This is a genomic window from Amycolatopsis ruanii, from assembly GCF_003385175.1.
In the GTDB taxonomy this organism is placed as follows: Bacteria; Actinomycetota; Actinomycetes; order Mycobacteriales; family Pseudonocardiaceae; genus Amycolatopsis_E; species Amycolatopsis_E thermalba.
The window spans coordinates 168,821-192,096 of the sequence record NZ_PQHY01000001.1 but is presented as its reverse complement, the minus strand read 5'-3'; the positions used below and the strand labels follow the sequence as shown (position 1 = coordinate 192,096).

Here is a 23,276-nt window from a genome sequence, read left to right as displayed (position 1 = left end):
TTTGCCCGCCGCGTGCGCCGGGAACGCGGGGCTGGAGAACGGGCCGGAGGTGAGCGATGGGCGTGGGTGACTGGTTGCGGTCGTGGCCCGTCTACCGGCAGCTGACCGGCGCCGACCGGCTGGGCCGGGGCAGCGCGGCGCAGTCCGCGCGGTCGCGCTCCCTGATGCCCCGCACCGCCGAGGCGGACCGGGTGGTCAACTCGGTGTGCCCGTACTGCGCGGTGGGGTGCGCCCAGAAGGTGTACGTCAAGGATGAGCGGGTCGTGCAGATCGAGGGCGATCCCGGCTCGCCGATCTCGCGCGGCCGGCTGTGCCCGAAGGGGTCGGCCAGCAAGCAGCTGGTGACCGGCCCGCAGCGGCTGGACAAGGTGCTCTACCGCGCGCCGTACGCCACGGAGTGGCGGGAGCTGGATCTGCCGGCGGCGATGGACATGGTGGCCGAGCGGGTGCTGGACGCGCGGCGGCGGGGCTGGCAGGACCACGACGAGCACGGCCGTCCGCTGCGCCGCACGATGGGGCTGGCGAGCCTGGGCGGCGCGACGCTGGACAACGAAGAGAACTTCCTGATCAAGAAGCTGTTCACGGCGCTGGGCGCGATCCAGATCGAGAACCAGGCCCGTATTTGACACTCCGCCACGGTTCCCGGTCTGGGAGCCTCCTTCGGTCGCGGTGGCGCGACGGACTACCAGCAGGATCTCGTCAACTCCGACTGCGTGATCATCATGGGCTCGAACATGGCCGAGGCCCATCCGGTCGGGTTCCAGTGGGTGGTGGAGGCCAAGGCGCGTGGCGCGAAGGTGTTCCACATCGACCCGCGGTTCACGCGGACGAGCGCGCTGGCGGACCGGCACGTGCCGTTGCGGGCGGGGTCGGACATCGCGTTCCTGGGCGGGGTGATCAACCACATCCTGTCCCACGGGCTGGAGTTCCGGGAGTACGTGCGGGCGTACACGAACGCGTCGTTCCTGGTGCGGGAGGACTTCGCCGACACCGAGGACCTGGACGGGTTGTTCAGCGGGTACGACCCGGAGACGGGTTCCTACGATCCGGCGAGCTGGCACTACGAGAGCGCGCGGCCGCGGGAGGGCGGGGGTGCGCGGGCGAAGGAGCAGTCGGCGCCGGACCAGCACGGGTCGGGCGGGCCGCCGCTGGAGGGCGGGGCGGACGAGATCGCCGCGGATCCGTCGCTGGAGCACCCGCGGTGCGTGTTCCAGGTGCTCAAGCGGCATTTCGCGCGGTACACGCCGGAGATGGTGGAGCGGACCTGCGGGGTGCCCCGGGAGCTGTTCGACGAGGTGTGCCGGGCGTGGACGGAGAACTCGGGCCGGGAGCGGACGGCGGCGCTGGTGTACAGCGTGGGCTGGACGCAGCATTCGATGGGGGCGCAGTACATCCGGGCGGGGTCGATCATCCAGTTGCTGCTGGGCAACATCGGCCGCCCGGGTGGCGGGGTGTTCGCGTTGCGGGGTCACGCTTCGATCCAGGGGTCGACGGACATCCCGACGTTGTTCAACCTGCTGCCCGGCTACCTGCCGATGCCGGACACCTCGCACGAGAGCATCGCGGACTACCTGCGCCTGGTGCGGGGTGACCGGCAGAAGGGGTTCTGGCGCAACGCCGACGCCTACCTGGTGTCGCTGCTGAAGGAGTACTGGGGCGAGCACGCCACCGCGGAGAACGACTGGTGTTTCGGCTACCTGCCGCGGATCAACGGTGACCACGGCACCTACCGCACGGTCATGGACATGATCGACGGGAAGGTCTTCGGCTACTTCCTGCTGGGGCAGAACCCGGCGGTGGGCTCGGCGCACGGGCGGTTGCAGCGGCTGGGCATGGCGAACCTGGACTGGCTGGTGGTGCGGGACCTGGCGATGATCGAGAGCGCCACGTTCTGGAAGGACTCGCCGGAGATCGAGACCGGGGAGATCGCGCCGGAGCGGTGCCGCACCGAGGTGTTCTTCTTCCCGGCGGCCTCGCACGTGGAGAAGTCGGGCACGTTCACCCAGACGCAGCGGATGCTGCAGTGGCGGGACAAGGCCGTCGAGCCGAGGGGCGACCAGCGCAGCGAGCTGTGGTTCTTCTACCACCTGGGCCGGATCCTGAAGGAGAAGCTGGCCGGCTCCGCCGACGAGCGGGACCGGCCCCTGCTGGACCTGTGGTGGGACTACCGGATGGAGCACGGCGACGAGCCCTCCGGGGAGGACGTGCTGCGGCGCATCAACGGAGTGAACCTGGAGACCGGGCGCGCGCTGAACGGCTACCTGGAGCTGAAGGCCGACGGCAGCACGGCGTGCGGGTGCTGGATCTACAGTGGGGTCTACGCCGGCGAAGTGAACCAGGCGGCGCGGCGGAAACCGCACGACGAGCAGGGGCCGTACGAGTCGGAGTGGGGCTGGACGTGGCCGCTGAACCGGCGCGTGCTCTACAACCGCGCCTCGGCCGATCCGCGGGGCCGCCCGTGGAGCGAACGCAAGAAGCTCGTGTGGTGGGACGCCGGCAAGGGCGAGTGGACCGGGCACGACGTGCCGGACTTCGAGAAGACCAAGCCGCCGGACTACCGGCCCGAGCCGGGCGCCGTCGGCCCGGAGGCGCTGCACGGGGACGACCCGTTCATCATGCAGGCTGACGGCAAGGCGTGGTTGTTCGCGCCGAACGGGGTGCTGGACGGGCCGCTGCCCACGCACTACGAGCCGCACGAGTCGCCGGTGCGCAACCCGCTGTACGGGCAGCAGGGCAACCCGGCGCGCAAGGTGTATCCGCGGGTGGACAACCCGTCCAACCCGTCGCCGCCGGAGCCGCACGGCGAGGTGTTCCCGTACGTGTTCACCGCCGCGCGGCTGACCGAGCACCACACGGCGGGCGGGATGAGCCGTCAGCTGCCCTACCTGGCGGAGCTGCAGCCGGCGTTGTTCGTCGAGGTGTCGCCGGAACTGGCCGCCGAGCGCGGGCTGGCGCACCTGGACTGGGCGCACGTGGTGACCAGCAGGGCGGCGGTGGACGCGCGGGTGTTCGTGACCGAGCGGATGCGGCCGTTGCGGATCGAGGACCGGGTGGTGCACCAGATCTGGATGCCCTACCACTGGGGGCAGACCGGCCTGGTGGACGGGGACGTGGTCAACGACCTGCTCGGCGTGGTGCTCGATCCGAACGTGTTCATCCAGGAGAGCAAGGTCGCCACCTGCGACATCCGGCCGGGCCGCCGCCCCCGGGGCCCGGATCTACTGGCCTACCTGCAGGAGTACCGCGCGCGGGCGGGGATCACCGTGGCGACCGGCACCCACCTGGACACGGCGCGGGGAGCGGAGGGGTGATGGGCAACAGCTTCTACGGTCCGCTCGACGATCCGGCGGGCGACGCCGGCCACCTCGAGCACCCGCCGCGGATGGGGTTCTTCACCGACACCTCGGTGTGCATCGGCTGCAAGGCGTGCGAGGTGGCGTGCAAGGAGTGGAACGGGGTGCCCGACGACGGGTTCGACCTGCTCGGCATGTCGTTCGACAACACCGGGATGCTCGGGGCGAACTCGTGGCGGCACGTGGCGTTCGTCGAGCAGCCGGAGCCGCCGTCGGTGGACCTCGGGATGCCGTCGTTCGACCTGCCCGGCGCGGGCGGCGGCGCGGAGAGCCGGACGGACTTCCGGTGGCTGATGAGCTCGGACGTGTGCAAGCACTGCACGCACGCCGGTTGCCTGGACGTGTGCCCGACCGGCGCGTTGTTCCGCACCGAGTTCGGTTCGGTGGTGGTGCAGCCGGACATCTGCAACGGGTGCGGCTACTGCGTGTCCGGCTGCCCGTACGGGGTGATCGACCGGCGCGAGGACGACGGCCGGGCGTGGAAGTGCACGTTGTGCTACGACCGGCTGCGCGACGGGCTGGAACCGGCGTGCGCGAAGGCGTGCCCGACCGATTCGATCCAGTTCGGGCGGCTGGACGAGCTGCGGGAGCGGGCCGCGCGCCGGGTGGACGCGTTGCACGAGGCCGGGGTGCCGCAGGCGCGGTTGTACGGGGAGAGCCCGGACGACGGCGTGGGCGGCGACGGCGCGTTCTTCCTGCTGCTGGACGAGCCCGAGGTGTACGGCCTGCCGCCGGATCCGGTGGTGCCCACGCGGGACGCGGGGTCGATGTGGAAGTACGCGGGCATGGCCGCGTCGGCGTTCGTGGCCGCCGCGGTGTCGGTCTTCTTCGGACGGGGCAGGGGATGAGGGAGCAGGTCGCGGTGCCCAGGGCCGAGTTCCGGTCCTACTACGGGCGGCCGGTGCTCAAGCCGCCGGTGTGGGAGTGGAAGATCCCGGCCTACCTGTTCACCGGCGGGTTGTCGGCCGGGTCGGCGATGCTCGGCGCGGGCGCCGACCTGACCGGCCGTCCGGTGCTGCGCAGGGCGAGCCGGGCCGGGGCGCTGGGGGCGCTCGCGGCGTCGATGTACCTGCTGGTGGCGGATCTGGGGCGGCCGGAGCGGTTCCTGCACATGCTGCGGGTGGCCAAGCGCAGCTCGCCGATGAGCGTGGGCACCTGGATCCTCGTCGCCTACGGGCCGGGCGCGGGCGTGGCGGGGGTGGCCGAGCTGGTGCCGCGGCGGTGGCAGCGCACGCTGCCCGGGCGGTTGGTGCGGTGGGCGGCGCGGCCGGCGGGGTTGTCGGCGGCGGCGATCGCGCCCGGGGTGGCCTCCTACACGGCGGTGCTGTTGTCGCAGACGGCGGTGCCGGCCTGGCGGGAGGCGCACCGGCAGCTGCCGTTCGTGTTCACCGGTTCGGCCGCGGCCAGCGGCGCCGGGCTGGGCATGGTGTGCGCGCCCGTGTCGGAGGCGGGGCCGGCGCGGCGGCTGGCGGTGCTCGGCGCGGCGGCGGAGCTGGTCGCGTCGAAGGTGATCGACCAGCGGCTCGGGCTGGTCTCGCAGGCCTACACCACCGGGAAGGCGCACCGGCTGCGGAAGTGGTCGGAGTACCTGACGCTGGGCGGCGCGGTGGGTGCGCTGGCGGGCCGCCGCAGCCGGGCGGTGCAGGTGGTGTCGGGGCTGGCTCTGCTGGCGGGCAGCGCGGTGCAGCGGTTCGGGGTGTTCGAGGCCGGGGTGGCGTCCACGAAGGACCCGCGGTACGTGGTGGTGCCGCAGCGGGAGCGGATCAGCCGGGCGAGCGGGCGCTGAGCAGGTTCGCCAGGGAGAAGCTCTCGCCGCGGGCGAGCAGGCACACGTCGGTGGCCGGGTGGCGGCGGGCGGCCTCGGCGAGGAAGTTCGACACCGGCGAGGTGAACTTGCCGTAGTCGTCGAAGTGCACCGGTACCACGTGGGTGGGGTTCATCAGCTCCAGTATCCGCCCGCCCTGCCGGTCGTCCAGGGTGACCAGCACGCCGAGCACGCGGGTGCCGCCCAGGTGCAGCACGGCCACGTCGATCTCCGGGTAGCGGCGGCGGATCCCGGCCAGCTCGTCGTGGACGATCGTGTCGCCGCTGACGTAGATGCGCAGCGTGGCGGCGCCGGGGTGCGGGGTGTACTCCCAGATGCTGCCCATGACCGGCGGCAGGATCCGGTTGAGCGGGCCGCGGCCGCGCCGGGCGGGGACGGCGGTGACGGAGAGCCGGGCGTCGCCGTCGCGGAAGGTGTCGTGGTGCCAGGTGGGCAGGGCGACGGTGGCCCGGAAGCCGCGTTTGGCCAGGCGCCGGGCGGCGTGTTCGGTGGTCAGGATCGGCACGTCGGCGGGCAGGTCCCGGCGGGCGACCCGGTCGAAGTGGTCGCCGTGCAGGTGCGACAGCACGACTCCGTCCAGCGGCGGCAGGTCGGCGACCTGCGCGGCCGGTTCGGTGCGGCGCCGGGAGACCAGGCCCTGGCCGAAGTAGGACCACTGGCCGCGGTGCAGGAAGTTCGGGTCGGTCAGCACCGTGAACGGCCCCAGCCGGACCAGGGTGGTGGCGGTGCCGATGAAGGTGAGCGAGTCGGCGGGGAACATTCGTCGGCCCCTTCCCGGTCGGTGTCCGGGTACGGCTACCCATCGGAGGACGGATGATTCGCCCGTGGCTGGGTAGCCGCCAGGTATGGCACCTCCCGTCGTGCGACCCGTGTTCGGCGCGCTGGCCCGGTGGCGGCGGGCGCGCGTGTTCCACCCGCGCGGAATCCTGCTGCGGGGCACGCTCGAGACGCTGGCACCGGACGAGCTGCCGTGGCTGCTCGGTGGCCCGGTCGTGGCGCGGCTGTCCAAAGGGGCCGGTCTGCCCGGCCGGATGCCCGACATCCTCGGCCTGGCGTTGCGCATCCCGACCGACGACGGCCCGTGGGACCTCACCCTGGCCAGCGCGAGCGCGCGGGTGCTGCTGCGCCCGGCGCGCGGGTGGCGGCGGGCGCGGTTCAGCAGTGTCGTGCCCTACCGGGTGGCGCGCGGGCTGCGGTGGATCCTCGCGTCGGTGGACGGGCCGGACGGCGCCTCGCTGGACGCGGTGGCGGCCGGGCCGGTGACGGTGACGTGCTGCGTCGCCAAGCTCACCGGCCCGGCCACCCCGGTGGCGCGGATCGTGCTGGACAACCCCCTGGGTGACGGCGAGCGCCCCAGCTTCGACCCGATGCTGCACAGCCCACCCGGCGCCCGCCTCTACCCGGACTGGCTGTCGCGCCTGCGGGAGCCCGCGTACCAGGGCAGCCGCGCGGGCCGCCGCTGACCGGCGCGCGTGACCGCCCGGGCCCTCAAGGCCGTGCTTCCCCGGGCGTGGTCAGCCCCGGCCGTAGCGGAGGCCGAACCCGTAGCGGAACAGCGGGTCCTGCCCGTCGCCGAGGTTGATCGGCTGCTGCGCTGCGCTGCGCATCCACGTCACCGGCAGCTTGCCGGTCGGGTTGTAGTCGCCGAACAGCACGTCGGCGACCCCGCCGCCTTCGGTGCCCGGCAGCCACGACGCCAGCAGCGCGTCCCAGCCGGGCAGCTCCGCCGCGATGTCCAGCGGCCGGCCGGACACCAGCACGACCACCACCGGCACCCCGGAGTCCTTCAGCCGCTGCAGGGTCGCCAGGTCCTCGGCGTCCAGGCCCAGGCCGGCCGGCCGGTCGCCCATGAACTCCGCGTACGGCGTCTCGCCGACCACCGCGACCGCGACGTCGTAGCTGCCGTCGATGCCGGCGCCGCCCCGGTCGTAGGTCACCGTGCCGGCGCGCGCCTTGTCGCGGATGCCTTGCAGGATCGTGGTTCCCGGTGTGATGGGGCCACTGGAACCCTGCCAGGTGATCGTCCACCCGCCGCTCTGGTTGCCGATGTCGTCGGCGTTCTTGCCGGCCACGAAAATCTTCTGGCCGCCGCGGTCCAGCGGCAGCACCCCGCCGTCGTTCTTGAGCAGCACCTGCGACTCCCGCACCGCCTGGCGGGCCAGGGCCCGGTGCGCCGGGCTGCCGACCGTCGAGGTGTAGTGGCGGTCGGTGAAGGGCCGCTCGAACAGGCCGAGCTGGAACTTCTTGGTCAGGATGCGGCGGTTGGCGTCGTCGACGCGGCTCATCGGCACCCGGCCCGCCTGCACCTCGGCGCGCAGCGTGTCGATGAACTTCACGTAGTCGTAGGGCACCATCACCATGTCCACGCCCGCGTTGATCGCGGCGCGGACCTCCTCGGCGGTGAAGCCCTCCTGGCCGTCGATCTTGTCGATGCCCTGCCAGTCCGACACGACGAACCCGGTGAAGCCCAGCTCGCCCTTGAGCACGTCGGTGACGAGGTAGCGGTTGGCGTGCATCTTCACGCCGTTCCAGCTGCTGTAGGAGATCATCACCGACCCGACCCCGCGCTGTACCGCGGCCCGGAACGGCGGCAGGTGGATGGCGCGCAGCTGCTGCTCGGTCAGCTCGGTGTTGCCCTGGTCGACGCCGCCGGTGGTGCCGCCGTCGCCGACGTAGTGCTTGGCCGTGGCCAGGATCGAATCGCGGCCGGACAGGGACCGGCCCTGCAGGCCGTCGATGATCGTGGACATCGACGAGACCAGTTCCGGGGTCTCGCCGAAGGACTCGTAGGTGCGGCCCCAGCGGTCGTTGCGGGCCACGCACAGGCAGGGCGCGAAGTCCCAGTCCACGCCGGTGCCCGAGACCTCCTCGGCCACCGCGTCGCCGATGCGGCCCACCAGATGCGGGTCGCGGGTGGCGCCCAGGCCGATGTTGTGCGGGAAGATCGTCGCGCCGTGGACGTTGTTGTGGCCGTGCACGGCGTCCACGCCGTAGATGATCGGGATGCGCAGGGGAGCGGTCAGCGCGGCGCGCTGGAACCCGTCGTACATGTCGGCCCAGGACTGCGCGGTGTTCGGGGTGGGCACGGAACCGCCGCCGGACAGCAGCGACCCGAGCCGGTGGGTGGCGATGTCGGCGGGGTCGGCGATGGCGCTGCGCTCGGCCTGGGTCATCTGGCCGAGCTTGTCGTCCAGGCTCATGCGGGACATCAGGTCGGTCACCCGCACCGCGACGGGCTTGCCCGGGTCGAGGTAGGCGGGTCCGCGCTGGAGGGGCGCCGCCGACACCGAGGTCGCACCGGAGGTGAGTGCGACGGTGGCGGCGAGCGCGGTGAACAGGGATCTCCGGCGAACAGATCGGGGTCTCATCCGTGGTCCTCCTTGACACATGGATTTGTTGCCGCGGGCAACTTAATGGCCCGGGTGTAACCTAGCCCACACTCCGGCGAGAGGTCCAGACCTCTGTCCGGCCTACGACTTCCGTCGGTAGGTTGGACGGCATGGCAAGGCCGAACAGCACCGTCGTCGTGCTCGCCGGCTCCGGCAGCGAGAAGGTCCTCGCCGGGCTCGACGGGCTGGCCAACGTCCGCGTGGCGTCCTCCGGAGAGGCGGCCGCGCTCGTGGGGCAGACCCACGCCGCGTACGTGGTGCACGACCGGGATCCGCTCGCCGGGGTCGCCGACGCCTGGGCCCGGTTCTTCGACCGGCAGGCACCACCCGGCACCCTGGAGGTCGCGATCGAGACCGCGGTGGCCGACCTGCGCCGGGGCGCCACGCTGCTGCCCGACTACTACCTCGTCCTCGACCCGGAATCCCTGCCCGCCACGGGGAAGCACTGGTGGCTGGGCGTGCTCGCGGGCGCCGCGCCCAGCCGGGTCGTCCCGGCCGGCCGACGGTGCCCGCCGTGCGGGAAGCGCTCTCCCGGCTGCCGTCCGGCCGGTGGTGGCCCGACGACGTCGAGACCTGGCTACGCGACCTGGTCCGCGTGGTGCCGGACCAGGTGGGGCTGCCGCGGCCGGCTCAGGCCTGAACGCCCCAGTCGCGGATGACCTCCGCGGTGTCCTCGCCCGGCGTGGCCGGCGGCGCCGGCTCCGCGTTGGCCGTGCGGGAGAAGCGCGGGGCGGGCGCGGCCTGCGTCCCGCCGTTGATGTCCCGCACCGAGCCGCGCGCGGCCAGGTGCTCGTTCTCCGCCGCCTCGGCGAAGGACAGCACCGGCGTCACGCACGCGTCCGTGCCGGCGAACACCGCCGTCCATTCGTCGCGGGTGCGGGAGGCGATGACCTCGGTGAACCGCTCCCGCAGCTTCGGCCAGCCGCCGCGGTCGCCCTGCGCGGGCAGGTCCGCACCGTCCAGGCCCAGCCCCTTGAGCAGCTCGGCGTAGAACTGGGGCTCCAGCGCCCCGACCGCGATGTACCGGCCGTCGGCGCACCGGTAGGTGTCGTAGTAGGGGCAGCCGGTGTCGAGCAGGTTCGTGCCCGGCTCGTCGGCCCACGCGCCCTGCGCCCGCAGCGCCCACACCATCTGCAGCAGCACGCTCGCGCCGTCGACCATCGCCGCGTCCACCACCTGGCCGCGCCCGGAACCCGCGCGCTCGACCAGCGCCGCCAGCACCCCGGTGACCAGGAACATCGAGCCGCCACCGAAATCGCCGACCAGGTTCAGCGGCGGGATCGGCTTGCCGGCGGTGTCACGCACCGCGTGCAGCGCGCCGGTGAGGGAGATGTAGTTGATGTCGTGACCGGCCCGCGGCGCCATCGGGCCGTCCTGGCCCCAGCCGGTCATGCGGCCGTAGACCAGGCGCGGGTTGCGGGCCAGGCAGTCCTCCGGCCCGACGCCGAGCCGCTCGGCCACCCCCGGCCGGAAGCCCTCCAGCAGCACGTCGGCCTTGTCGATCAGCTGCTGCACCAGCCGCTTGCCCTCGGGGGTCTTCAGGTCGGCCGCGATCGAACGGCGGCCGCGCAGCACGTGGTCCCGCGCCTGCGGCGGCAGCACCTGCAGGCCACCGGAGGGCCGCTCCACGCGCACCACGTCCGCACCGAGGTCGGCGAGGATCATCGCCGCGTGCGGTCCCGGGCCGATGCCCGCCAGTTCCAGCACCTTGATCCCGGCCAGCGGCCCCATCGGCGCTCCCCACTCGTCGTCGTGCAGTGCCCCGGATTGTGCCAGGCGCGCCGGGCGGGCGGGTGTGGCGCACATTCCACCGCCACCCGGAACCAGGCGCATCATGGAGGCAGGGCGCTCGCGCCGGGCGCCGCCGTGGTGAGGGAGCAGCCGATGCCCTACCAAGACCTGGGAGCGTTCATCTGGCCCATCATGGTGCTGATCTGGGTGCTGGCCGCGTCCTACTCCCGCGCGGCGATGCACCAGCGCTGGCAGGCCCGCGCGCACCCCGCGCCGTCCCGGCCACCCGGACGGCCCGTCGACGCCCCCGACGCCGCCGAGTCGCTGCGCGCCCTGTGGGACGCCGCGCGTGACCGGTACGCCCGGATCGCGGGGGAGTACGGCGACTACGAATCCGACCCGAAGCAGGTCCTGCGGCGGCCCGCGCTCGCCGATCCGGCGGTGCCCTCGACCAGCCGGTTCATCGACGCCTTCCACGAGGCCATGGCGCTGCACACCGAGAGCTACCCGCCCACCGAGGTGGCCCGCAAGTACGTCGCGGCCACCGAGAACGCGGAACAGGCGTGGCGGGCGGCCTGCGAGGCGGCCGACAAGCTGCGCGCCTCGCGGTTCACCACCGACGAGCGGGCGCTGATCAACCAGGGCATCAAGCTGCTCGAACTGGCCGAGGGCGCGGCAACCCCGGCCGAGCAGGAAGCCGCCTTCGCCGCGGCCCGCCAGGTGCTCACCAAGCTCGAACGCAGCGCCGGCACCCGTCTCGACTGGCGGGTCCCCCGCCCGGCCCGCCAGACGATCGACCGGCACGGGCGCCCGCCACTGCCCCCGGCCTGAGCGCGGCCGGGCATGACGAAGGGCCCGGCCGGAGCCGGGCCCTTCCTCAACCAGTACCTGCCGGACCGCTACCGGCGAGCCTTCGCGGTCTCCCGGTCGTTGGCCTTCTGGATCGCCTTGACCAGTTCGTTCTTGTTCATCGACGAGCGGCCCTTGATGTCGAGCTTCTTCGCCACGTCGTACAGGTGCTGCTTGCTGGCCGAGGCGTCCACCCCGCCGGCGGTCTTCGCCGGCTTGCGGCCGGCGCCCCGCGCGGCTTGCTTGTCCGACGGGCCCTTGCGGCCCTTCTCCTCCCAGTGGTCGCCGACCTTCTCGAACGAGTGCTTCAGCGACGCGTACGCCGTCTGGTGCGCGCGCCGGCCCTCGCCGTAGGTCTCCACCGCCGAATCGTGGGTCTTCACCCACGTGTCCTGCGCCTTCTTCGACGACCGCTTCAGCGTGCTGGGCAGGGCCTCACGTCCAGGCATCGGAGCACCTCCTGTCGCCTCTCGTGCCTGGCCGACGGTTTCCCGGGACGCCCGTACGTCAAACTTCGCCGTCCTCGACCCGCAACGCCTGCTGCTCGGCGCCCCCGGCCGGCCGGCGGCGGCCCTGGTCCTCACCGATCTCGGTGCCCTCGGCGTCGATCAGCTCGTTGGACCGGTCGGGCGCCGACACCTGCTCGGCCGCGGCCTCCGAATCCGGTTCGACCGCCCGGTCCGGATCGGTCACCCGCCAGGTCACCGGGTCCTCCAGCGGCTCCGGCTCGGCGTCCAGCTCCAGGTTCTCCTGCTGCTCCGACACTGGCTCCTGCGGCATGGTCCCTCCTCAGCCCGGCAGCGTCTCGCCGCCGAGCGCGGCGAGCACCTCACCGGTGTAGTACGACGACAGCTGGCCGGACGCGAAGAACACGAACGACGGCGCCAGCTCGTCCGGCTGCGCCGCCCGCCCCATCGGCACCTGCTGCCCGAACTTTTCCACGTGCTCGCCCGACATCGTCGCCGGGATCAGCGGCGTCCACACCGGACCCGGCGCGACCGCGTTGATCCGCACGCCCCGGCCGGCCAGCGCCTGCGCCATCGCGTAGGTCCAGGCGATCACCGCGCCCTTGGTGGCCGAGTAGTCGATCAGGGACTTGTTGCCGCGCAACCCGTTCACCGACGCGGTGTTGATGATCGACGAGCCCTCGCCCAGGTGCGGCAGCGCCGCGTGCGTCACCCGGAAGTAGCTGTGGATGTTCACGTCGAAGGTGCGCATCCACTGCTCGTCGGTCAGATCCTCGGGCGAATCCAGCTCCTGCTGCGTGGCCACGTTGTTGACCAGCACGTCCAGCCCGCCGAACTCGCGCACGGTCTCGTCCACGATCGTGCGGCACCGCTCCCGCTCCCCGAGGTCGCCGGGCAGCAACAGGCAGCGCCGGCCCTCCTTGCGCACCAGCTCCGCGGTCTCCTCCGCGTCGGAATGCTCCTCCAGGTAGGCGATCGCCACGTCGGCGCCCTCCTTGGCGAACGCGATCGCGACCGCCCGCCCGATGCCGGAGTCCCCGCCGGTCACCAGCGCGCGCTTGTCGCGCAGCAATCCGCGCCCGGTGTAGCCGGCCATCCGGTCCCGCGGCGCGGGCTCCATCTCGTGCGTCACGCCCGGCGGTTCCTGCTGCTGGGGTGGCTGTCCCATGCGCACTCCTTCCTCATCTGCCCCGAGGTGTCCCCGATCCCGGCCGCACCAAACGCGACGGTTGACGCCCCGGCCCGCCGGGTATCCGCGTGCGCATGAACTCGCCAGTGAGCAAGGGCCTGCGCGTCGTGGTCACCGGCGCCAGCGGCAACGTGGGCACCAGCACCGTCCAGGCGCTCAGCCGCGACCCGGCGGTGGCGTCGATCCTCGGCGTGGTCCGCCGCGAACCCGAGTGGAGCGTGCCGAAGCTGCGGTGGCGCACCGCCGACCTGGCCGAGGACCAGATCGCCCACCTGGTGCGCGACGCCGACGTGGTCGTCCACCTGGCGTGGCTGTTCCAGCCGACCCACGACCCGGCGCTGACCTGGCGCGCCAACGTGCTCGGCGCGATCCGCGTGTTCGAGGCCGCCGCCCGGGAGCACGTGCCCGCCCTGGTGTACTCCTCGTCGGTCGGCGCCTACTCGCCCGGCCCGAAGGACCGCCCGGTCACCGAGACCTGGCCCACCCACGGCTGGCCCGCGGCCGCCTACCCGCGCGAGAAGTCCTACCTGGAGCGCTACCTGGACGGGTTCGAGAAAACCAATCCCGGCGTGCGGGTCGTGCGGCTGCGCCCGGCGTTCGTCTTCAAACGCGAAGCCGCCTCCGAGCAGCGCCGCCTGTTCGCCGGCCCGTTCCTGCCCGGCAGCCTGGCCCGGCCGTCGCTGATCCCGGTCATCCCGGACGTTGCCGGCCTGCGGGTGCAGGCCGTGCACTCCGCCGACATCGGCGAAGCGTTCCGCCTGGCGGCGCTCACCGACGTGCGCGGCGCGTTCAACATCGCCGCCGACCCGGTCATCGACGCCAACGCACTGGCCCGCCTGCTGGGCGCCCGCACCGTGCCCGTGCCCACGTGGACGCTGCGGGCGGCGGTGTCCGCCGGCTGGTACGCCCACCTGCTGCCGGCCTCACCCGGCCTGCTCGACACCGTCCTGCGGCTGCCGATCATGGACACCACTCGCGCCCGCGAGGAACTCGGCTGGATCCCGCGCCACGACGGCCTCGAGGCGATCGGCGAGTTCCTGGCCGGTCTGCGTGCCGGCGCGGGCATGAACACCCCGCCGCTGGCCGCCGACTCCGCGGCAGGCCGCATCGGCGAGATCGGCACCGGGATCGGCTCCCGGCCCTGACTCAGGCCCGCAGCCGGCCGATGTGGGCGAGGACCTCGTCCACGTGCGGCCGCACCCGCGCCCGCAGGTCGGGAGTCCAGCTTTCGTCCGCGTAGTGGCGGGTGTGGTACAGATCGCGGGCGTGCGCCAGCACGGGGCGGTGTGCCGGCGGGAGACGGCGAGGGCCCAGTCCGCGGCGGCCTCCTTGGACTTGATCTCGCCGGTGGACAGTGTCGCCCAGACGCGGGCGAAGGTCAGCACGACGTTGCGGGTGTCGTCGTCCAGTTCGGCGAGCAGCTCCGGGATGCCCGCGACGCTCGCCCGGACCTGGTCACCGGCCAGGACCATCGTGAGCACCACGGCCAGGTCCGCCATCGGGCCGGGCCGGGGAGGCCCGCTCGCTTCCAGGTCGTCCCGCAGCCACTCGCCGTAGAGGAAGTCGCCGGACGGCGGGAACCGCCAGGGACGGATCTCGGACTGGACGACGACGGTGAGTTCGACCGGCCGGGCTGCGGTGGCCGGAGCGGAGATCTCCAGCAAGCCCTCCAGCAGCGCCCGCCGCTGCCGCTGGTCCAGGCTCCGGCGCACACCGGAACCGTGGAGGTAGACGCCGAGCAGCGCCGCGCCGGTGACGTCGCGGACGAGCCCGACGGCCCGCTCCAGCTGATCTCGCACCCGCGTGATGATAGGAATGGCGGCGTGAGCATCGAGATCGCGGCCGACGAAGCCGTCACGCTGACCAGCGAGCTGATCCGCATCGACACCACCAACACCGGCGACCCGGACACGCTGGTGGGGGAGAAGGCGGCAGCGGAGTTCGTCGCGGAGAAGCTCACCGAGGTCGGCTACGAGATCGACTACGTCGAGTCCGGCGGCCGCAACCGGCACAACGTGATCACCCGCCTCGCCGGCGCCGACCCCAGCCGCGGGGCGCTGCTCGTGCACGGCCACCTCGACGTCGTCCCCGCCGACGCCTCCGAGTGGTCGGTCCACCCGTTCTCCGGCGCCGTCCAGGACGGCTACGTGTGGGGCCGCGGCGCCGTCGACATGAAGGACATGCTCGGCATCATGCTGGCCCTGGCCCGCCACTACAAGCGCGAGAACATCGTGCCGCCGCGCGACATCATCTTCGCCTTCCTCGCCGACGAGGAGGCCGGCGGCAAGTTCGGCGCCCAGTGGCTGGTGGAAAACCGCCGCGACCTGTTCGAGGGCGCCACCGAGGCGATCAGCGAGGTCGGCGGCTTCTCCATCAACCTCAAGGACGACGTGCGCACCTACGTGGTGGAGACCGCGGAGAAGGGCATCCGGTGGATGAAGCTGCGCGTGCGCGGCACCGCCGGCCACGGCTCCATGATCCACCGCGACAACGCCGTCACCAAGCTGTCGGCCGCGGTCGCGCGGCTCGGTCAGCACCGGTTCCCGCTCGTGCTCACCGACTCGGTGCGCGAGTTCCTCGCCGGCGTCACCGAGATCACCGGCTGGGACTTCCCCGAGGACGACATCGACGGCGCCGTGGCCAAGCTCGGCAACATCTCCCGCATGATCGGCGCGACCCTGCGCGACACCGCCAACCCGACCATGCTCACCGCCGGCTACAAGTCCAACGTCATCCCCTCGGTCGCCGAGGCCGCCGTGGACTGCCGCATCCTGCCCGGCCGGATGGAGGCCTTCGACCGCGAGCTGGACGAGATCCTCGGCCCGGACATCGAGAAGGAGTGGATGGAGCTGCCCCCGGTCGAGACCACGTTCGACGGCGCGCTCGTGGACGCCATGACCGCCTCCATCACCGCCGAGGACCCCGGCGCGAAGGTGCTGCCCTACATGCTCTCCGGCGGCACCGACGCCAAGTCGTTCCAGACGCTGGGCATCCGCAACTTCGGGTTCGTCCCCCTGCAACTGCCCGCCGACCTGGACTTCTCCGGGCTGTTCCACGGCGTGGACGAGCGGGTGCCGGTGGACGCGCTCAAGTTCGGCACCCGCGTGCTGGACCGGTTCTTCCGCGCGTCATGACCACCGCGGCGCAGTTGCGCAAGACGGCGGGATCCCTCCCGGAGGCGGTGGCCGACGGCGGCGCCTTCACCGTGGGCGGCGTGGTGTTCGCGGCGCTCGCGGACAAGCAGGCGGAACTGCGGCTGCCCGCCGCGGAGGTGGCCGAGGTGCTCGCCGCGCACCCCTCCGCCACCCGCGTGCGCGGCGGGGTGCGGGTGCCACTGGCCGACATCAACGGGCAGCAGCTCAACCACTGGGTCCGGCGCGCCTGGCTCGCCCACGCGCCCGAACCGCTGGCCGCGCGGGCGCGGGCCGCCGAGTCCGCGGAGCCCGGGACCGGTGACCTGCCCCGCGCCATCGGCCGCCCCGCCACCCGCGCGATCGCGGACGCCGGGATCACCACACTCGACCAGGTCGCCGCCCTGACGGAGGCCGAGCTGCTCGCCCTGCACGGCATGGGCCCCAAAGCGATGCGCATCCTCCGCGAGGCGCTCGCCGAGACGGGCCGCTCGCTCGCCGGCTGACGCGGGGCGGGCAGCGCCAACGCCGCCACGCCCCCGCGGAGGCGGCGCCACGCCGCTCGGTCAGATCAGGACCTCGGGCAGCGCGGTGGCCGGCTGGCGCTTGCGGCGCAGCCACACGCGCCGGGTGCCGTCGGAGTAGAGCCGGACCGTCGACAGCTCCCACCCGCCGTACTCGGCGTTGATGGACAGCTGCGTGGCCGCGGCCCGCCGGGAGACGCCGGGTGGCAACTGCAACCGGCGGTACTCCCAGTCCTCGTCGACCACCGCCTCCGGGTGCTTCATGGCTGGATCACCTGGACCCCTTCTCCCGCCGCGGAGCCGACGACCACCCGCCCGCTCCGCTCCTCGACGGTAACCGAATTCGGCTGCCGGACCGCCGGGAAACGGTACTTCTCGACCGGTTCGCCGCCGCGCACGTCGAACCCGACGACCTCGTTGCGCTCGGTGAGCGTCACCCACGCCAGCGCGCGCTGCGCGTCGTAGGCGAGGCCGTACGCCCCGCCGGGCACCGGGTACCGCTGCCGCAGCAACAGCGGGCCGGTGGAGAACGCCAGGAGGGCACCGGCGCGGGTGTCGACCACGAGCACCCGGCCGAAGGAGTCCGCGACCGCGTGCGTGGCGCCGTCCCCGGCGCGCAGGCCCTCGGCGATCGTGCCGCCGTCGACGTCCACCGCGAACACGGCGGTGCGCAGCTCGTCCAGCACGACGGTGTGCCCGCCGGCCCGCAGCACGTCGTCGGCGCTGTAGAGCTGGCCCTGGATGGTCTTGGTCAGCTGCCCGCCGGTGAACACGTCCACGGCCTTGCGGTCCCGCACCGCGACCAGCGTCCGGTCGCCGTCGACGACCGCGCCGGCCGGCTGCCCCGCCACCGCGAGCGTGCTCACCTCGCCCCCGGGCAGCGCGATCCGCGCGACCTGCCCGGCCGCGGGCAGCGTGGCCAGTAGCACCCCGCCGGACACGCGCAGCTGCTCGACGCGCCCGGCCACCGGCACCCGCACCGGCGCGGCCGCCGGATCGGCGGACCGGTACAGCAGCACGGCGTCCGGAACGGCCACGGCGAGTGTCCCGGTGGCCGGGTCGGCGGCCAGCGCGGTGACCTCGGCGGAGGGGATCACCGTGCCCGCCGGGGCGGCCGCAGGCGGGGGCGACACCGGGGCGGTCGCCGCGACCGGGTTGGCCACGACCTGCAGGGTGTCGGTGGATTCGGTGGACTGCGACGAGCACCCGTTCAGCACCAGGGCGCAGACCAGCGCGACACCGGTCCCGACGGTGGCGGAGGAGCGCACAAGACCTCCGGATCGCATTCCTCTGTTGCCTCCAGCATCCCCTGAAAACCCCGCCGCGTCACGTGCCATCCACCTCACGGTCACTTCGTGCCCCGCTCGGGGTAACCGAACTCGACGGCGCTGACGTCGTCCAGCGCCGAGGAGATCGCGACCGGCAGCGCGATCTCCTCCGCCGCCAGCGACCCGGTGAGCTGCCCGGTGTCGCGCGCCCCGACCACCGGCGCCACCACACCCGGCCGGTCCCGCACCCACGCCAGCGCCACCACCAGCGGAGACACCCCCAGCCCGTCGGCCGCGGTGGCGACCGCCTCCACGATCCGCGCCGCCCGTTCGGTGCGGTGCTGCTCGACGTAGCCGGCGTACTCGGCCGACGCGCCCCGCGAGTCGGCCGGCGTGCCGTGCCGGTATTTGCCGGTCAGCACCCCGCGGCCCAGCGGCGCCCACGGCAGCACGCCGAGCCCGTGGTAGCGGGCCGCCGGCACCAGCTCCCGTTCCACACCGCGCTCCACCAGCGAGTACTCGGCCTGGCTGGCGACCAGCCCGGCGGGCCGGGCCGCCGCGGCCGAGGCCAGCTGCCAGCCTGAGTAGTTGCACACCCCGGTGTAGCGGACCTTGCCGGAGGTCACCGCGTGGTCCAGTGCCGAGAGGGTTTCCTCCAGCGGCACCGAGTCGTCCCAGGCGTGCAGCTGCCACAGGTCCAGGTGGTCCACGCCGAGCCGCCGCAGCGACCCCTCCAGCGCGGACAGCAGCGCGCCGCGGGAGGCGCCACCGCCGAACGGCCCGTCGGTGCGGCGGGCGACGGCCTTGGTCGCCACGACGATCTCGTCGCGCGGCACCAGGTCGCCCAGCAGCCCGCCGAGGATCCGCTCGCTCTCGCCGCCGGAGTAGATGTCGGCGGTGTCGACGAGCGTCCCGCCCGCCTCGACGAACGCGACGAGCTGGCTGGCCGCCTCGTCGGCGTCCGTCTCCGCGCCCCAGGACATCGTGCCGAGCGCCATCCGGGAGACCCGCAACCCCGACCTGCCGAGCTGTCGCTTCTGCATACACAGAGGGTAACTGCGGCGCGGAGCGCCACCGTTGAGGGTGGCGGCGGGCGACGGGAGGGCGTAACGACAGTACCGTAAACAACTTGACGAAGGCGGCTCATCGAGTGACGCGGGCCGCCGATAGCCTCTCCCACCGTGCGAACGCGACTGATTTTCCCGAAGGCCCGGTGAGCATGGGCTGGTTCGAAGCACTCGTCCTCGGCCTGGTGCAGGGCCTGACCGAGTTCCTCCCGATTTCCTCCAGCGCCCACCTGCGCATCACCGCCGCGCTCGCCGGCTGGGACGACCCCGGGGCGGCGTTCACCGCGGTCACCCAGATCGGCACCGAGCTGGCGGTCATCCTCTACTTCTCGAAGAAGATCGGCCGCGTCCTGGCCGCCTGGTGGCGCTCGCTCTACCAGCGGGAGGCGCGTCACGACCCGGACGCCCGGCTGGGCTGGCTGATCATCGTCGGGTCGCTGCCGATCGCGGTGCTGGGCCTGCTGTTCCAGGACGCCATCGACAGCGCCTTCCGCGACCTGCGGCTCACCGCGACGACCCTGATCGGGTTCGGCATCCTGCTGCTCATCGCCGACCGGGTCGGCCGCCAGTACCGGACGCTGGACCACCTGACCGTCCCGCACGGCCTGGGTTACGGCTTCGCCCAGGCGATGGCGCTGATCCCGGGCGTGTCCCGCTCCGGCGGCACCGTCACCGCGGGCCTGTTCCTCGGCTACACCCGCGCCGACGCCACCGAGTACGCGTTCCTGCTGGCTGTGCCCGCGGTGTTCGCCTCCGGCCTGTACAAGCTCACCGACATCGGCGGCGAGCACAGCCCGCAGTGGGGGCCGACGATCCTCGCGACCCTGGTCGCCTTCGGCGTCGGCTACGTGGTGATCGCCTGGCTGATGAACTTCATCAAGACCAAGAGCTACGTGCCGTTCGTGATCTACCGGCTCGCGCTCGGCGCGCTGCTGATCGTGCTGGTCGCCACCGGCGTCCTTGATCCGGACGCGGGGCCCGCCCTGTAGGTTGGCGGCGTGGCTACCGTGATCCTGCTCCGGCACGGCCGCTCGACCGCGAACGGGTCGGGCGTGCTGGCCGGGCGGACCCCCAAGGTCGGGCTCGACGACACCGGCCGCGCGCAGGCGCGGGCGCTCGTCGAGCGGCTGGCCGGCGTGCCGCTGGCCGAGGTCGTGTGCTCGCCGCTGCTGCGCTGCAAGAACACCGTGGCCCCGCTCGTCGCCGAGCGGGGCCTCACCCGCACCGTCGACCCGCGGCTGTCCGAAGTGGACTACGGCGAGTGGACCGGCCGCGAGCTGAAGACCCTGGTCAAGGAACCGCTGTGGCGGGTCGTGCAGGCCCACCCCTCGGCCGCGGTGTTCCCCGGCGGCGAGGGGCTGGCCGGCATGCAGGCCCGCGCGGTCACCGCCGTGCGCGAGCACGACGCGCGGATCAGCGCCGAGCACGGCGACCACGCCGTCTGGCTGCTGTGCAGCCACGGCGACGTGCTCAAGTCCATCCTGGCCGACGCGCTGGGCCAGCACCTGGACGCGTTCCAGCGGATCGTGGTCGACCCGGCGTCGATCTCCGTCGTCCGCTACACCGAGGTGCGCCCGTTCGTGATGCGCGTCAACGACCACAGCTCCGATCTGGCCGGGGTGGTGCCGCCCGCACCGAAGCGCGGTAGGAAGAAGAAGACGTCCTCCGACGCGGAGGTCGGAGGGTCGACAGGACAGAAGGGCCGCGCTGGATGACACCGGACAACCCGTTCTCGCAGGCGAGTGACCTGCCCTACGGTCTGCCCCCGTTCGACCGGATCGCCGACGAGCACTTCGGCCCGGCGTTCGAGGCGGGACTGGCCGAGCACGCCGCCGAGATCGAGGCCATCGCCACCAACCCGGAACCGGCGACCTTCGAGAACACCATCGTGGCCCTGGACACCTCCGGCCGCTTGCTGCAGCGCGTGTCGTCGGTGTTCTTCAACCTCACCTCCTCCGACACCAACCCGGCGCGGCAGGAGCTGCAGGCCGAGGTCGCGCCGAAGCTGGCCGCGCACTCCGACGCCATCCACCTGAATCCGGCGCTGTTCGCCCGCGTGCGCGACCTCTACGAGCGGCGCGACCAGCTGGGCCTGGACGAGGAGTCGGCCTGGCTGCTGGAGCGCACCTACACCGACTTCCAGCGCGCCGGCGCCGGGCTCGACGAGAGCCAGCAGGCCCGGTTGCGGGTGCTCAACGAGGAACTGTCCACGTTGTCCACCCGGTTCCAGGAGAACCTGCTGCGCGACACCAACGACCTCGCCGTGCTGGTCGAGGACGTGGCGGAGCTGGCCGGGCTGTCCGAGGGCACGATCGCCGCGGCCGGTGAGGCGGCCGCGTCCCGGGGCGAGGCGGGCAAGTACCTGCTCACCTTGAACCTGCCCACCTCGCAGCCGCTGCTGGCGTCGCTGGCGAACCGGGCGCTGCGGGAGCGGCTGTTCACCGCGTCCATCTCCCGCGGCAACCGCGGCAACGACAACGACAACACCGCGGTGCTGGCCCGGGTCGTGCAACTGCGCGCCGAACGGGCCGCGCTGCTCGGCCACCCCAGCCACGCGGCGTACGTGATCTCCGACGAGACCGCCCGCACCGCCGAGGCCGCCGTCGGGCTGCTGGAGCGCCTCGCGCCGGTCGCGGTCGCCAATGCCCGCCGCGACGCCGAGGAGCTGCAGGCCTACCTGGAGCAGGACCACCCCGGCGCCACGCTGCAGCCGTGGGACTGGGCCTTCTACGCCGAACGCGTCCGGAAGGCGAAGTTCGACCTGGACGACGCCACGCTGCGCCCGTATTTCGAGCTGGACCGCGTGGTGCGCGACGGTGTCCTGTTCGCCGCGAGCAAGCTGTACGGGCTGAGCTTCACCGAACGCCACGACCTGCCCGTCTACCACCCGGACGTGCGGGTGTTCGAGGTCTTCGACGCCGACGGCAGCCCGCTGGGCCTGTTCCTGGGCGACTACTACACGCGCGACTCCAAGCGCGGCGGCGCCTGGATGAACACCTTCACCGACCAGTCGCACCTGCTGGGGGAGCGGCCGGTGGTGGTGAACAACCTCAACATCGCCAAGCCGCCGGCGGGTGAGCCGACGCTGCTCACGTTCGACGAGGTCACCACGCTGTTCCACGAGTTCGGGCACGCGCTGCACGCGCTGGTCTCCGACGTGCGCTACCCGAAGTTCTCCGGCACCAGCGTGCCGCGCGACTTCGTGGAGTACCCGTCGCAGGTCAACGAGATGTGGATGCTGTGGCCGGAGGTGCTGCCCAACTACGCCAAGCACCACGAAACCGGCGAGCCGCTGCCGCAGCGCCTGGTGGAGCGGTTGGCGGAGTCGGCCCAGCACGGGCAGCCCTTCGCCACCACCGAGTACCTGGCCGCGTCGCTGCTGGACCAGGCCTGGCACGGGCTGGGCACCGAGGACGCGGTCGGGGTCACCGCCGCGTTCGAGGCCGCGGCCCTGGAGAAGGCCGGGGTGGCGGTGCCGGCGATCCCGCCGCGCTACCGCAGCACCTACTTCGCGCACGTGTTCAGCGGCGGCTACTCGGCCGGGTACTACTCCTACATCTGGAGCGAGGTGCTCGACGCCGACACCGTGGAGTGGTTCCGCGAGAACGGCGGCCTGACCCGCGCCAACGGCGACCACTTCCGCCGCACGCTGCTCTCCCGTGGCGGCGCCGGTGACCCGATGGCCTTCTTCCGCGCCTTCCGCGGCCGCGACCCGGAGATCGCGCCGCTGCTGGCGCTGGCCGGGCTGACCGGCGCGTGAGCGTCGGCCCCGAGCCGCAGTACGAGGCGTTCGCCGACGAGTTCCTCGACCACGCCCGCGACGGGTTCTACAACGCCCACCTGGACCGGCCCGCGTGCCGGGACCTGCTGGGCGAGGTGGACGGGCTGACGGTGCTGGACGCCGCCTGCGGTCCGGGGCTCTACGCCGCGGACCTGGTGGAGCGCGGCGCCCGGGTGATCGGCGCGGACATCAGCCCGCGCATGGTCGAGCTGGCCCGGCGTCGCGTGCCCGGCGGTGAGTTCCGGGTGCACGACCTCGCCCGGCCGCTGGACTGGCTGCCGGACGCGTCGGTGGACCGGGTGCTGTTCGCGCTGGCCGTGGAGTACCTCGACGACCGGGTCGCGGTGCTGCGGGAGCTGCGTCGCGTGCTGCGGCCGGAGGGTGCGCTGGTGCTGTCCCGCCAGCACCCCTTCGGCGACTGGCTCCGGCACGGCGGCAACTACTTCGAGCCGCGCGTGATCGAGGAGGTGTGGAGCCGGGGCTGGCGGGTCCGCTACTGGCTCAACCCGCTGGAGCAGACCTGCGAGGAACTGCACGAGGCCGGCTTCCTGATCGAACGGCTGCTCGAGCCCCGGCCCCCGGCCGAGGCGGCCACCGTGGACCCCGACCGCTACGCGCGGCTGACCCGCGAGCCGACCGGCTTCCTGGCGATCCGCGCGGTGCCGGACCCACGCGCCTGACAACCGGCCCCGCGCAGCGCGA

General features: G+C 72.9%; 22 protein-coding genes and 1 pseudogene. 13 read left to right on the top strand and 10 right to left on the bottom strand.

Annotation, left to right across the window (positions count from 1 at the left end):
- Positions 1 to 56: 56 nt before the first annotated feature.
- Genes fdh through nrfD form a run of 3 tightly spaced genes read left to right on the top strand, consistent with a single transcriptional unit; the run spans position 57 to position 5,139 of the window.
- The gene (fdh, locus tag D0D28_RS01015) at positions 57 to 3,311 is read left to right on the top strand and encodes a formate dehydrogenase (RefSeq protein ID WP_094003058.1); all 3,255 of its coding nucleotides are present in this window, start codon (positions 57 to 59) and stop codon (positions 3,309 to 3,311) included.
- Positions 3,311 to 4,201, top strand: a complete 891-nt coding sequence (locus D0D28_RS01010) for a 4Fe-4S dicluster domain-containing protein (protein WP_094003057.1) — start codon at positions 3,311 to 3,313, stop codon at positions 4,199 to 4,201. Before fdh ends, D0D28_RS01010 begins: the two co-directional genes overlap by 1 nt.
- Complete coding sequence (gene nrfD / locus D0D28_RS01005; protein ID WP_116109294.1) at positions 4,198 to 5,139, top strand: NrfD/PsrC family molybdoenzyme membrane anchor subunit; 942 nt, start codon at positions 4,198 to 4,200, stop codon at positions 5,137 to 5,139. The genes D0D28_RS01010 and nrfD overlap by 4 nt, the downstream gene beginning before the upstream one ends.
- Here nrfD and D0D28_RS01000 read toward each other — a convergent pair.
- The gene (locus D0D28_RS01000) at positions 5,117 to 5,938 is read right to left on the bottom strand and encodes an MBL fold metallo-hydrolase (protein ID WP_116109292.1); all 822 of its coding nucleotides are present in this window, start codon (positions 5,936 to 5,938) and stop codon (positions 5,117 to 5,119) included. The two genes, nrfD and D0D28_RS01000, sit on opposite strands and share 23 nt — an antisense overlap.
- A gap of 85 nt (positions 5,939 to 6,023) precedes the next feature.
- Here D0D28_RS01000 and D0D28_RS00995 point away from each other — a divergent pair, with 85 nt between their 5' ends.
- Positions 6,024 to 6,641 (top strand): hypothetical protein, encoded by a 618-nt coding sequence (locus tag D0D28_RS00995; RefSeq protein ID WP_116109289.1) that lies wholly within the window; start codon positions 6,024 to 6,026, stop codon positions 6,639 to 6,641.
- A gap of 51 nt (positions 6,642 to 6,692) precedes the next feature.
- Here the strand turns inward: D0D28_RS00995 and D0D28_RS00990 are convergent, their stop codons facing one another.
- Entirely contained in the window at positions 6,693 to 8,546 is a 1,854-nt protein-coding gene (locus D0D28_RS00990; RefSeq protein ID WP_116109287.1) for a glycoside hydrolase family 3 protein, read from the bottom strand.
- 131 nt (positions 8,547 to 8,677) lie between these two features.
- Between D0D28_RS00990 and D0D28_RS00985 the strand changes: the two genes are divergently transcribed.
- Positions 8,678 to 9,226, top strand: a complete 549-nt coding sequence (locus D0D28_RS00985; RefSeq protein ID WP_240323030.1) for a hypothetical protein — start codon at positions 8,678 to 8,680, stop codon at positions 9,224 to 9,226.
- Here D0D28_RS00985 and D0D28_RS00980 read toward each other — a convergent pair.
- Positions 9,198 to 10,298, bottom strand: coding sequence for a CaiB/BaiF CoA transferase family protein (locus tag D0D28_RS00980; RefSeq protein ID WP_116109285.1), 1,101 nt, complete (start codon positions 10,296 to 10,298; stop codon positions 9,198 to 9,200). The two genes, D0D28_RS00985 and D0D28_RS00980, sit on opposite strands and share 29 nt — an antisense overlap.
- Before the next feature lie 153 nt (positions 10,299 to 10,451).
- On the opposite strand from D0D28_RS00980, the gene D0D28_RS00975 reads away from it, so the two are divergent.
- On the top strand, positions 10,452 to 11,129 hold the full coding sequence (locus tag D0D28_RS00975) for a hypothetical protein (protein WP_094003050.1): 678 nt from the start codon (positions 10,452 to 10,454) through the stop codon (positions 11,127 to 11,129).
- A 68-nt stretch (positions 11,130 to 11,197) separates the two neighbouring features.
- Here D0D28_RS00975 and D0D28_RS00970 read toward each other — a convergent pair whose 3' ends face one another.
- The 3 genes from D0D28_RS00970 to D0D28_RS00960 are packed head-to-tail and all read right to left on the bottom strand — an operon-like array spanning position 11,198 to position 12,782.
- Complete coding sequence (locus D0D28_RS00970) at positions 11,198 to 11,596, bottom strand: ChaB family protein (RefSeq protein ID WP_094003049.1); 399 nt, start codon at positions 11,594 to 11,596, stop codon at positions 11,198 to 11,200.
- A gap of 58 nt (positions 11,597 to 11,654) precedes the next feature.
- Entirely contained in the window at positions 11,655 to 11,927 is a 273-nt protein-coding gene (locus D0D28_RS00965; protein WP_094003048.1) for a hypothetical protein, read from the bottom strand.
- A 9-nt stretch (positions 11,928 to 11,936) separates the two neighbouring features.
- Positions 11,937 to 12,782: an SDR family oxidoreductase gene (locus tag D0D28_RS00960; protein ID WP_094003047.1), complete on the bottom strand. Its 846-nt coding sequence runs from the start codon at positions 12,780 to 12,782 to the stop codon at positions 11,937 to 11,939.
- A gap of 95 nt (positions 12,783 to 12,877) precedes the next feature.
- Between D0D28_RS00960 and D0D28_RS00955 the strand changes: the two genes are divergently transcribed.
- Entirely contained in the window at positions 12,878 to 13,948 is a 1,071-nt protein-coding gene (locus tag D0D28_RS00955) for an NAD-dependent epimerase/dehydratase family protein (RefSeq protein ID WP_205413155.1), read from the top strand.
- A 216-nt stretch (positions 13,949 to 14,164) separates the two neighbouring features.
- Here D0D28_RS00955 and D0D28_RS36450 read toward each other — a convergent pair.
- Positions 14,165 to 14,275 (bottom strand): annotated as a pseudogene (locus tag D0D28_RS36450) (aminoglycoside adenylyltransferase domain-containing protein); the annotation flags it as partial.
- A 351-nt stretch (positions 14,276 to 14,626) separates the two neighbouring features.
- On the opposite strand from D0D28_RS36450, the gene D0D28_RS00945 reads away from it, so the two are divergent.
- The gene (locus tag D0D28_RS00945) at positions 14,627 to 15,937 is read left to right on the top strand and encodes a M20/M25/M40 family metallo-hydrolase (RefSeq protein ID WP_094003046.1); all 1,311 of its coding nucleotides are present in this window, start codon (positions 14,627 to 14,629) and stop codon (positions 15,935 to 15,937) included.
- The gene (locus tag D0D28_RS00940) at positions 15,934 to 16,440 is read left to right on the top strand and encodes a helix-hairpin-helix domain-containing protein (protein ID WP_116109282.1); all 507 of its coding nucleotides are present in this window, start codon (positions 15,934 to 15,936) and stop codon (positions 16,438 to 16,440) included. The genes D0D28_RS00945 and D0D28_RS00940 overlap by 4 nt, the downstream gene beginning before the upstream one ends.
- Positions 16,441 to 16,500: 60 nt before the next feature.
- Here the strand turns inward: D0D28_RS00940 and D0D28_RS00935 are convergent, their stop codons facing one another.
- The 3 genes from D0D28_RS00935 to D0D28_RS00925 form a co-directional block, all read right to left on the bottom strand.
- Positions 16,501 to 16,722, bottom strand: coding sequence for a DUF5703 family protein (locus D0D28_RS00935; RefSeq protein WP_094003044.1), 222 nt, complete (start codon positions 16,720 to 16,722; stop codon positions 16,501 to 16,503).
- On the bottom strand, positions 16,719 to 17,744 hold the full coding sequence (locus D0D28_RS00930; RefSeq protein ID WP_430732339.1) for a YncE family protein: 1,026 nt from the start codon (positions 17,742 to 17,744) through the stop codon (positions 16,719 to 16,721). The genes D0D28_RS00935 and D0D28_RS00930 overlap by 4 nt, the downstream gene beginning before the upstream one ends.
- A 62-nt stretch (positions 17,745 to 17,806) precedes the next feature.
- On the bottom strand, positions 17,807 to 18,769 hold the full coding sequence (locus D0D28_RS00925) for an aldo/keto reductase (RefSeq protein WP_116109277.1): 963 nt from the start codon (positions 18,767 to 18,769) through the stop codon (positions 17,807 to 17,809).
- 176 nt (positions 18,770 to 18,945) lie between these two features.
- Between D0D28_RS00925 and D0D28_RS00920 the strand changes: the two genes are divergently transcribed.
- The 4 genes from D0D28_RS00920 to D0D28_RS00905 are packed head-to-tail and all read left to right on the top strand — an operon-like array spanning position 18,946 to position 23,254.
- Positions 18,946 to 19,782, top strand: a complete 837-nt coding sequence (locus tag D0D28_RS00920) for an undecaprenyl-diphosphate phosphatase (RefSeq protein WP_094003041.1) — start codon at positions 18,946 to 18,948, stop codon at positions 19,780 to 19,782.
- A 9-nt stretch (positions 19,783 to 19,791) separates the two neighbouring features.
- Entirely contained in the window at positions 19,792 to 20,508 is a 717-nt protein-coding gene (locus D0D28_RS00915) for a histidine phosphatase family protein (RefSeq protein ID WP_094003040.1), read from the top strand.
- Complete coding sequence (locus D0D28_RS00910; protein WP_116109274.1) at positions 20,505 to 22,553, top strand: M3 family metallopeptidase; 2,049 nt, start codon at positions 20,505 to 20,507, stop codon at positions 22,551 to 22,553. Before D0D28_RS00915 ends, D0D28_RS00910 begins: the two co-directional genes overlap by 4 nt.
- Positions 22,550 to 23,254 (top strand): class I SAM-dependent methyltransferase, encoded by a 705-nt coding sequence (locus D0D28_RS00905; RefSeq protein WP_094003038.1) that lies wholly within the window; start codon positions 22,550 to 22,552, stop codon positions 23,252 to 23,254. Before D0D28_RS00910 ends, D0D28_RS00905 begins: the two co-directional genes overlap by 4 nt.
- Positions 23,255 to 23,276: the final 22 nt, after the last annotated feature.

Bases quoted from the DNA above. Each gene is read 5' to 3' on its own strand.
- D0D28_RS00940 (WP_116109282.1), top strand. From the start codon at position 15,934: ATGACCACCGCGGCGCAGTTGCGCAAGACGGCGGGATCCCTCCCGGAG.
- D0D28_RS00925 (WP_116109277.1), bottom strand. From the start codon at position 18,769: ATGCAGAAGCGACAGCTCGGCAGGTCGGGGTTGCGGGTCTCCCGGATG.
- D0D28_RS00975 (WP_094003050.1), top strand. From the start codon at position 10,452: ATGCCCTACCAAGACCTGGGAGCGTTCATCTGGCCCATCATGGTGCTG.
- D0D28_RS00985 (WP_240323030.1), top strand. From the start codon at position 8,678: ATGGCAAGGCCGAACAGCACCGTCGTCGTGCTCGCCGGCTCCGGCAGC.
- D0D28_RS00960 (WP_094003047.1), bottom strand. From the start codon at position 12,782: ATGGGACAGCCACCCCAGCAGCAGGAACCGCCGGGCGTGACGCACGAG.
- D0D28_RS00995 (WP_116109289.1), top strand. From the start codon at position 6,024: ATGGCACCTCCCGTCGTGCGACCCGTGTTCGGCGCGCTGGCCCGGTGG.
- D0D28_RS00955 (WP_205413155.1), top strand. From the start codon at position 12,878: ATGAACTCGCCAGTGAGCAAGGGCCTGCGCGTCGTGGTCACCGGCGCC.
- D0D28_RS00970 (WP_094003049.1), bottom strand. From the start codon at position 11,596: ATGCCTGGACGTGAGGCCCTGCCCAGCACGCTGAAGCGGTCGTCGAAG.
- D0D28_RS00990 (WP_116109287.1), bottom strand. From the start codon at position 8,546: ATGAGACCCCGATCTGTTCGCCGGAGATCCCTGTTCACCGCGCTCGCC.
- D0D28_RS00930 (WP_430732339.1), bottom strand. From the start codon at position 17,744: ATGCGATCCGGAGGTCTTGTGCGCTCCTCCGCCACCGTCGGGACCGGT.
- D0D28_RS00910 (WP_116109274.1), top strand. From the start codon at position 20,505: ATGACACCGGACAACCCGTTCTCGCAGGCGAGTGACCTGCCCTACGGT.
- D0D28_RS00980 (WP_116109285.1), bottom strand. From the start codon at position 10,298: ATGGGGCCGCTGGCCGGGATCAAGGTGCTGGAACTGGCGGGCATCGGC.
- D0D28_RS00920 (WP_094003041.1), top strand. From the start codon at position 18,946: ATGGGCTGGTTCGAAGCACTCGTCCTCGGCCTGGTGCAGGGCCTGACC.
- nrfD (WP_116109294.1), top strand. From the start codon at position 4,198: ATGAGGGAGCAGGTCGCGGTGCCCAGGGCCGAGTTCCGGTCCTACTAC.
- D0D28_RS01010 (WP_094003057.1), top strand. From the start codon at position 3,311: ATGGGCAACAGCTTCTACGGTCCGCTCGACGATCCGGCGGGCGACGCC.
- D0D28_RS00965 (WP_094003048.1), bottom strand. From the start codon at position 11,927: ATGCCGCAGGAGCCAGTGTCGGAGCAGCAGGAGAACCTGGAGCTGGAC.
- D0D28_RS00935 (WP_094003044.1), bottom strand. From the start codon at position 16,722: ATGAAGCACCCGGAGGCGGTGGTCGACGAGGACTGGGAGTACCGCCGG.
- D0D28_RS01000 (WP_116109292.1), bottom strand. From the start codon at position 5,938: ATGTTCCCCGCCGACTCGCTCACCTTCATCGGCACCGCCACCACCCTG.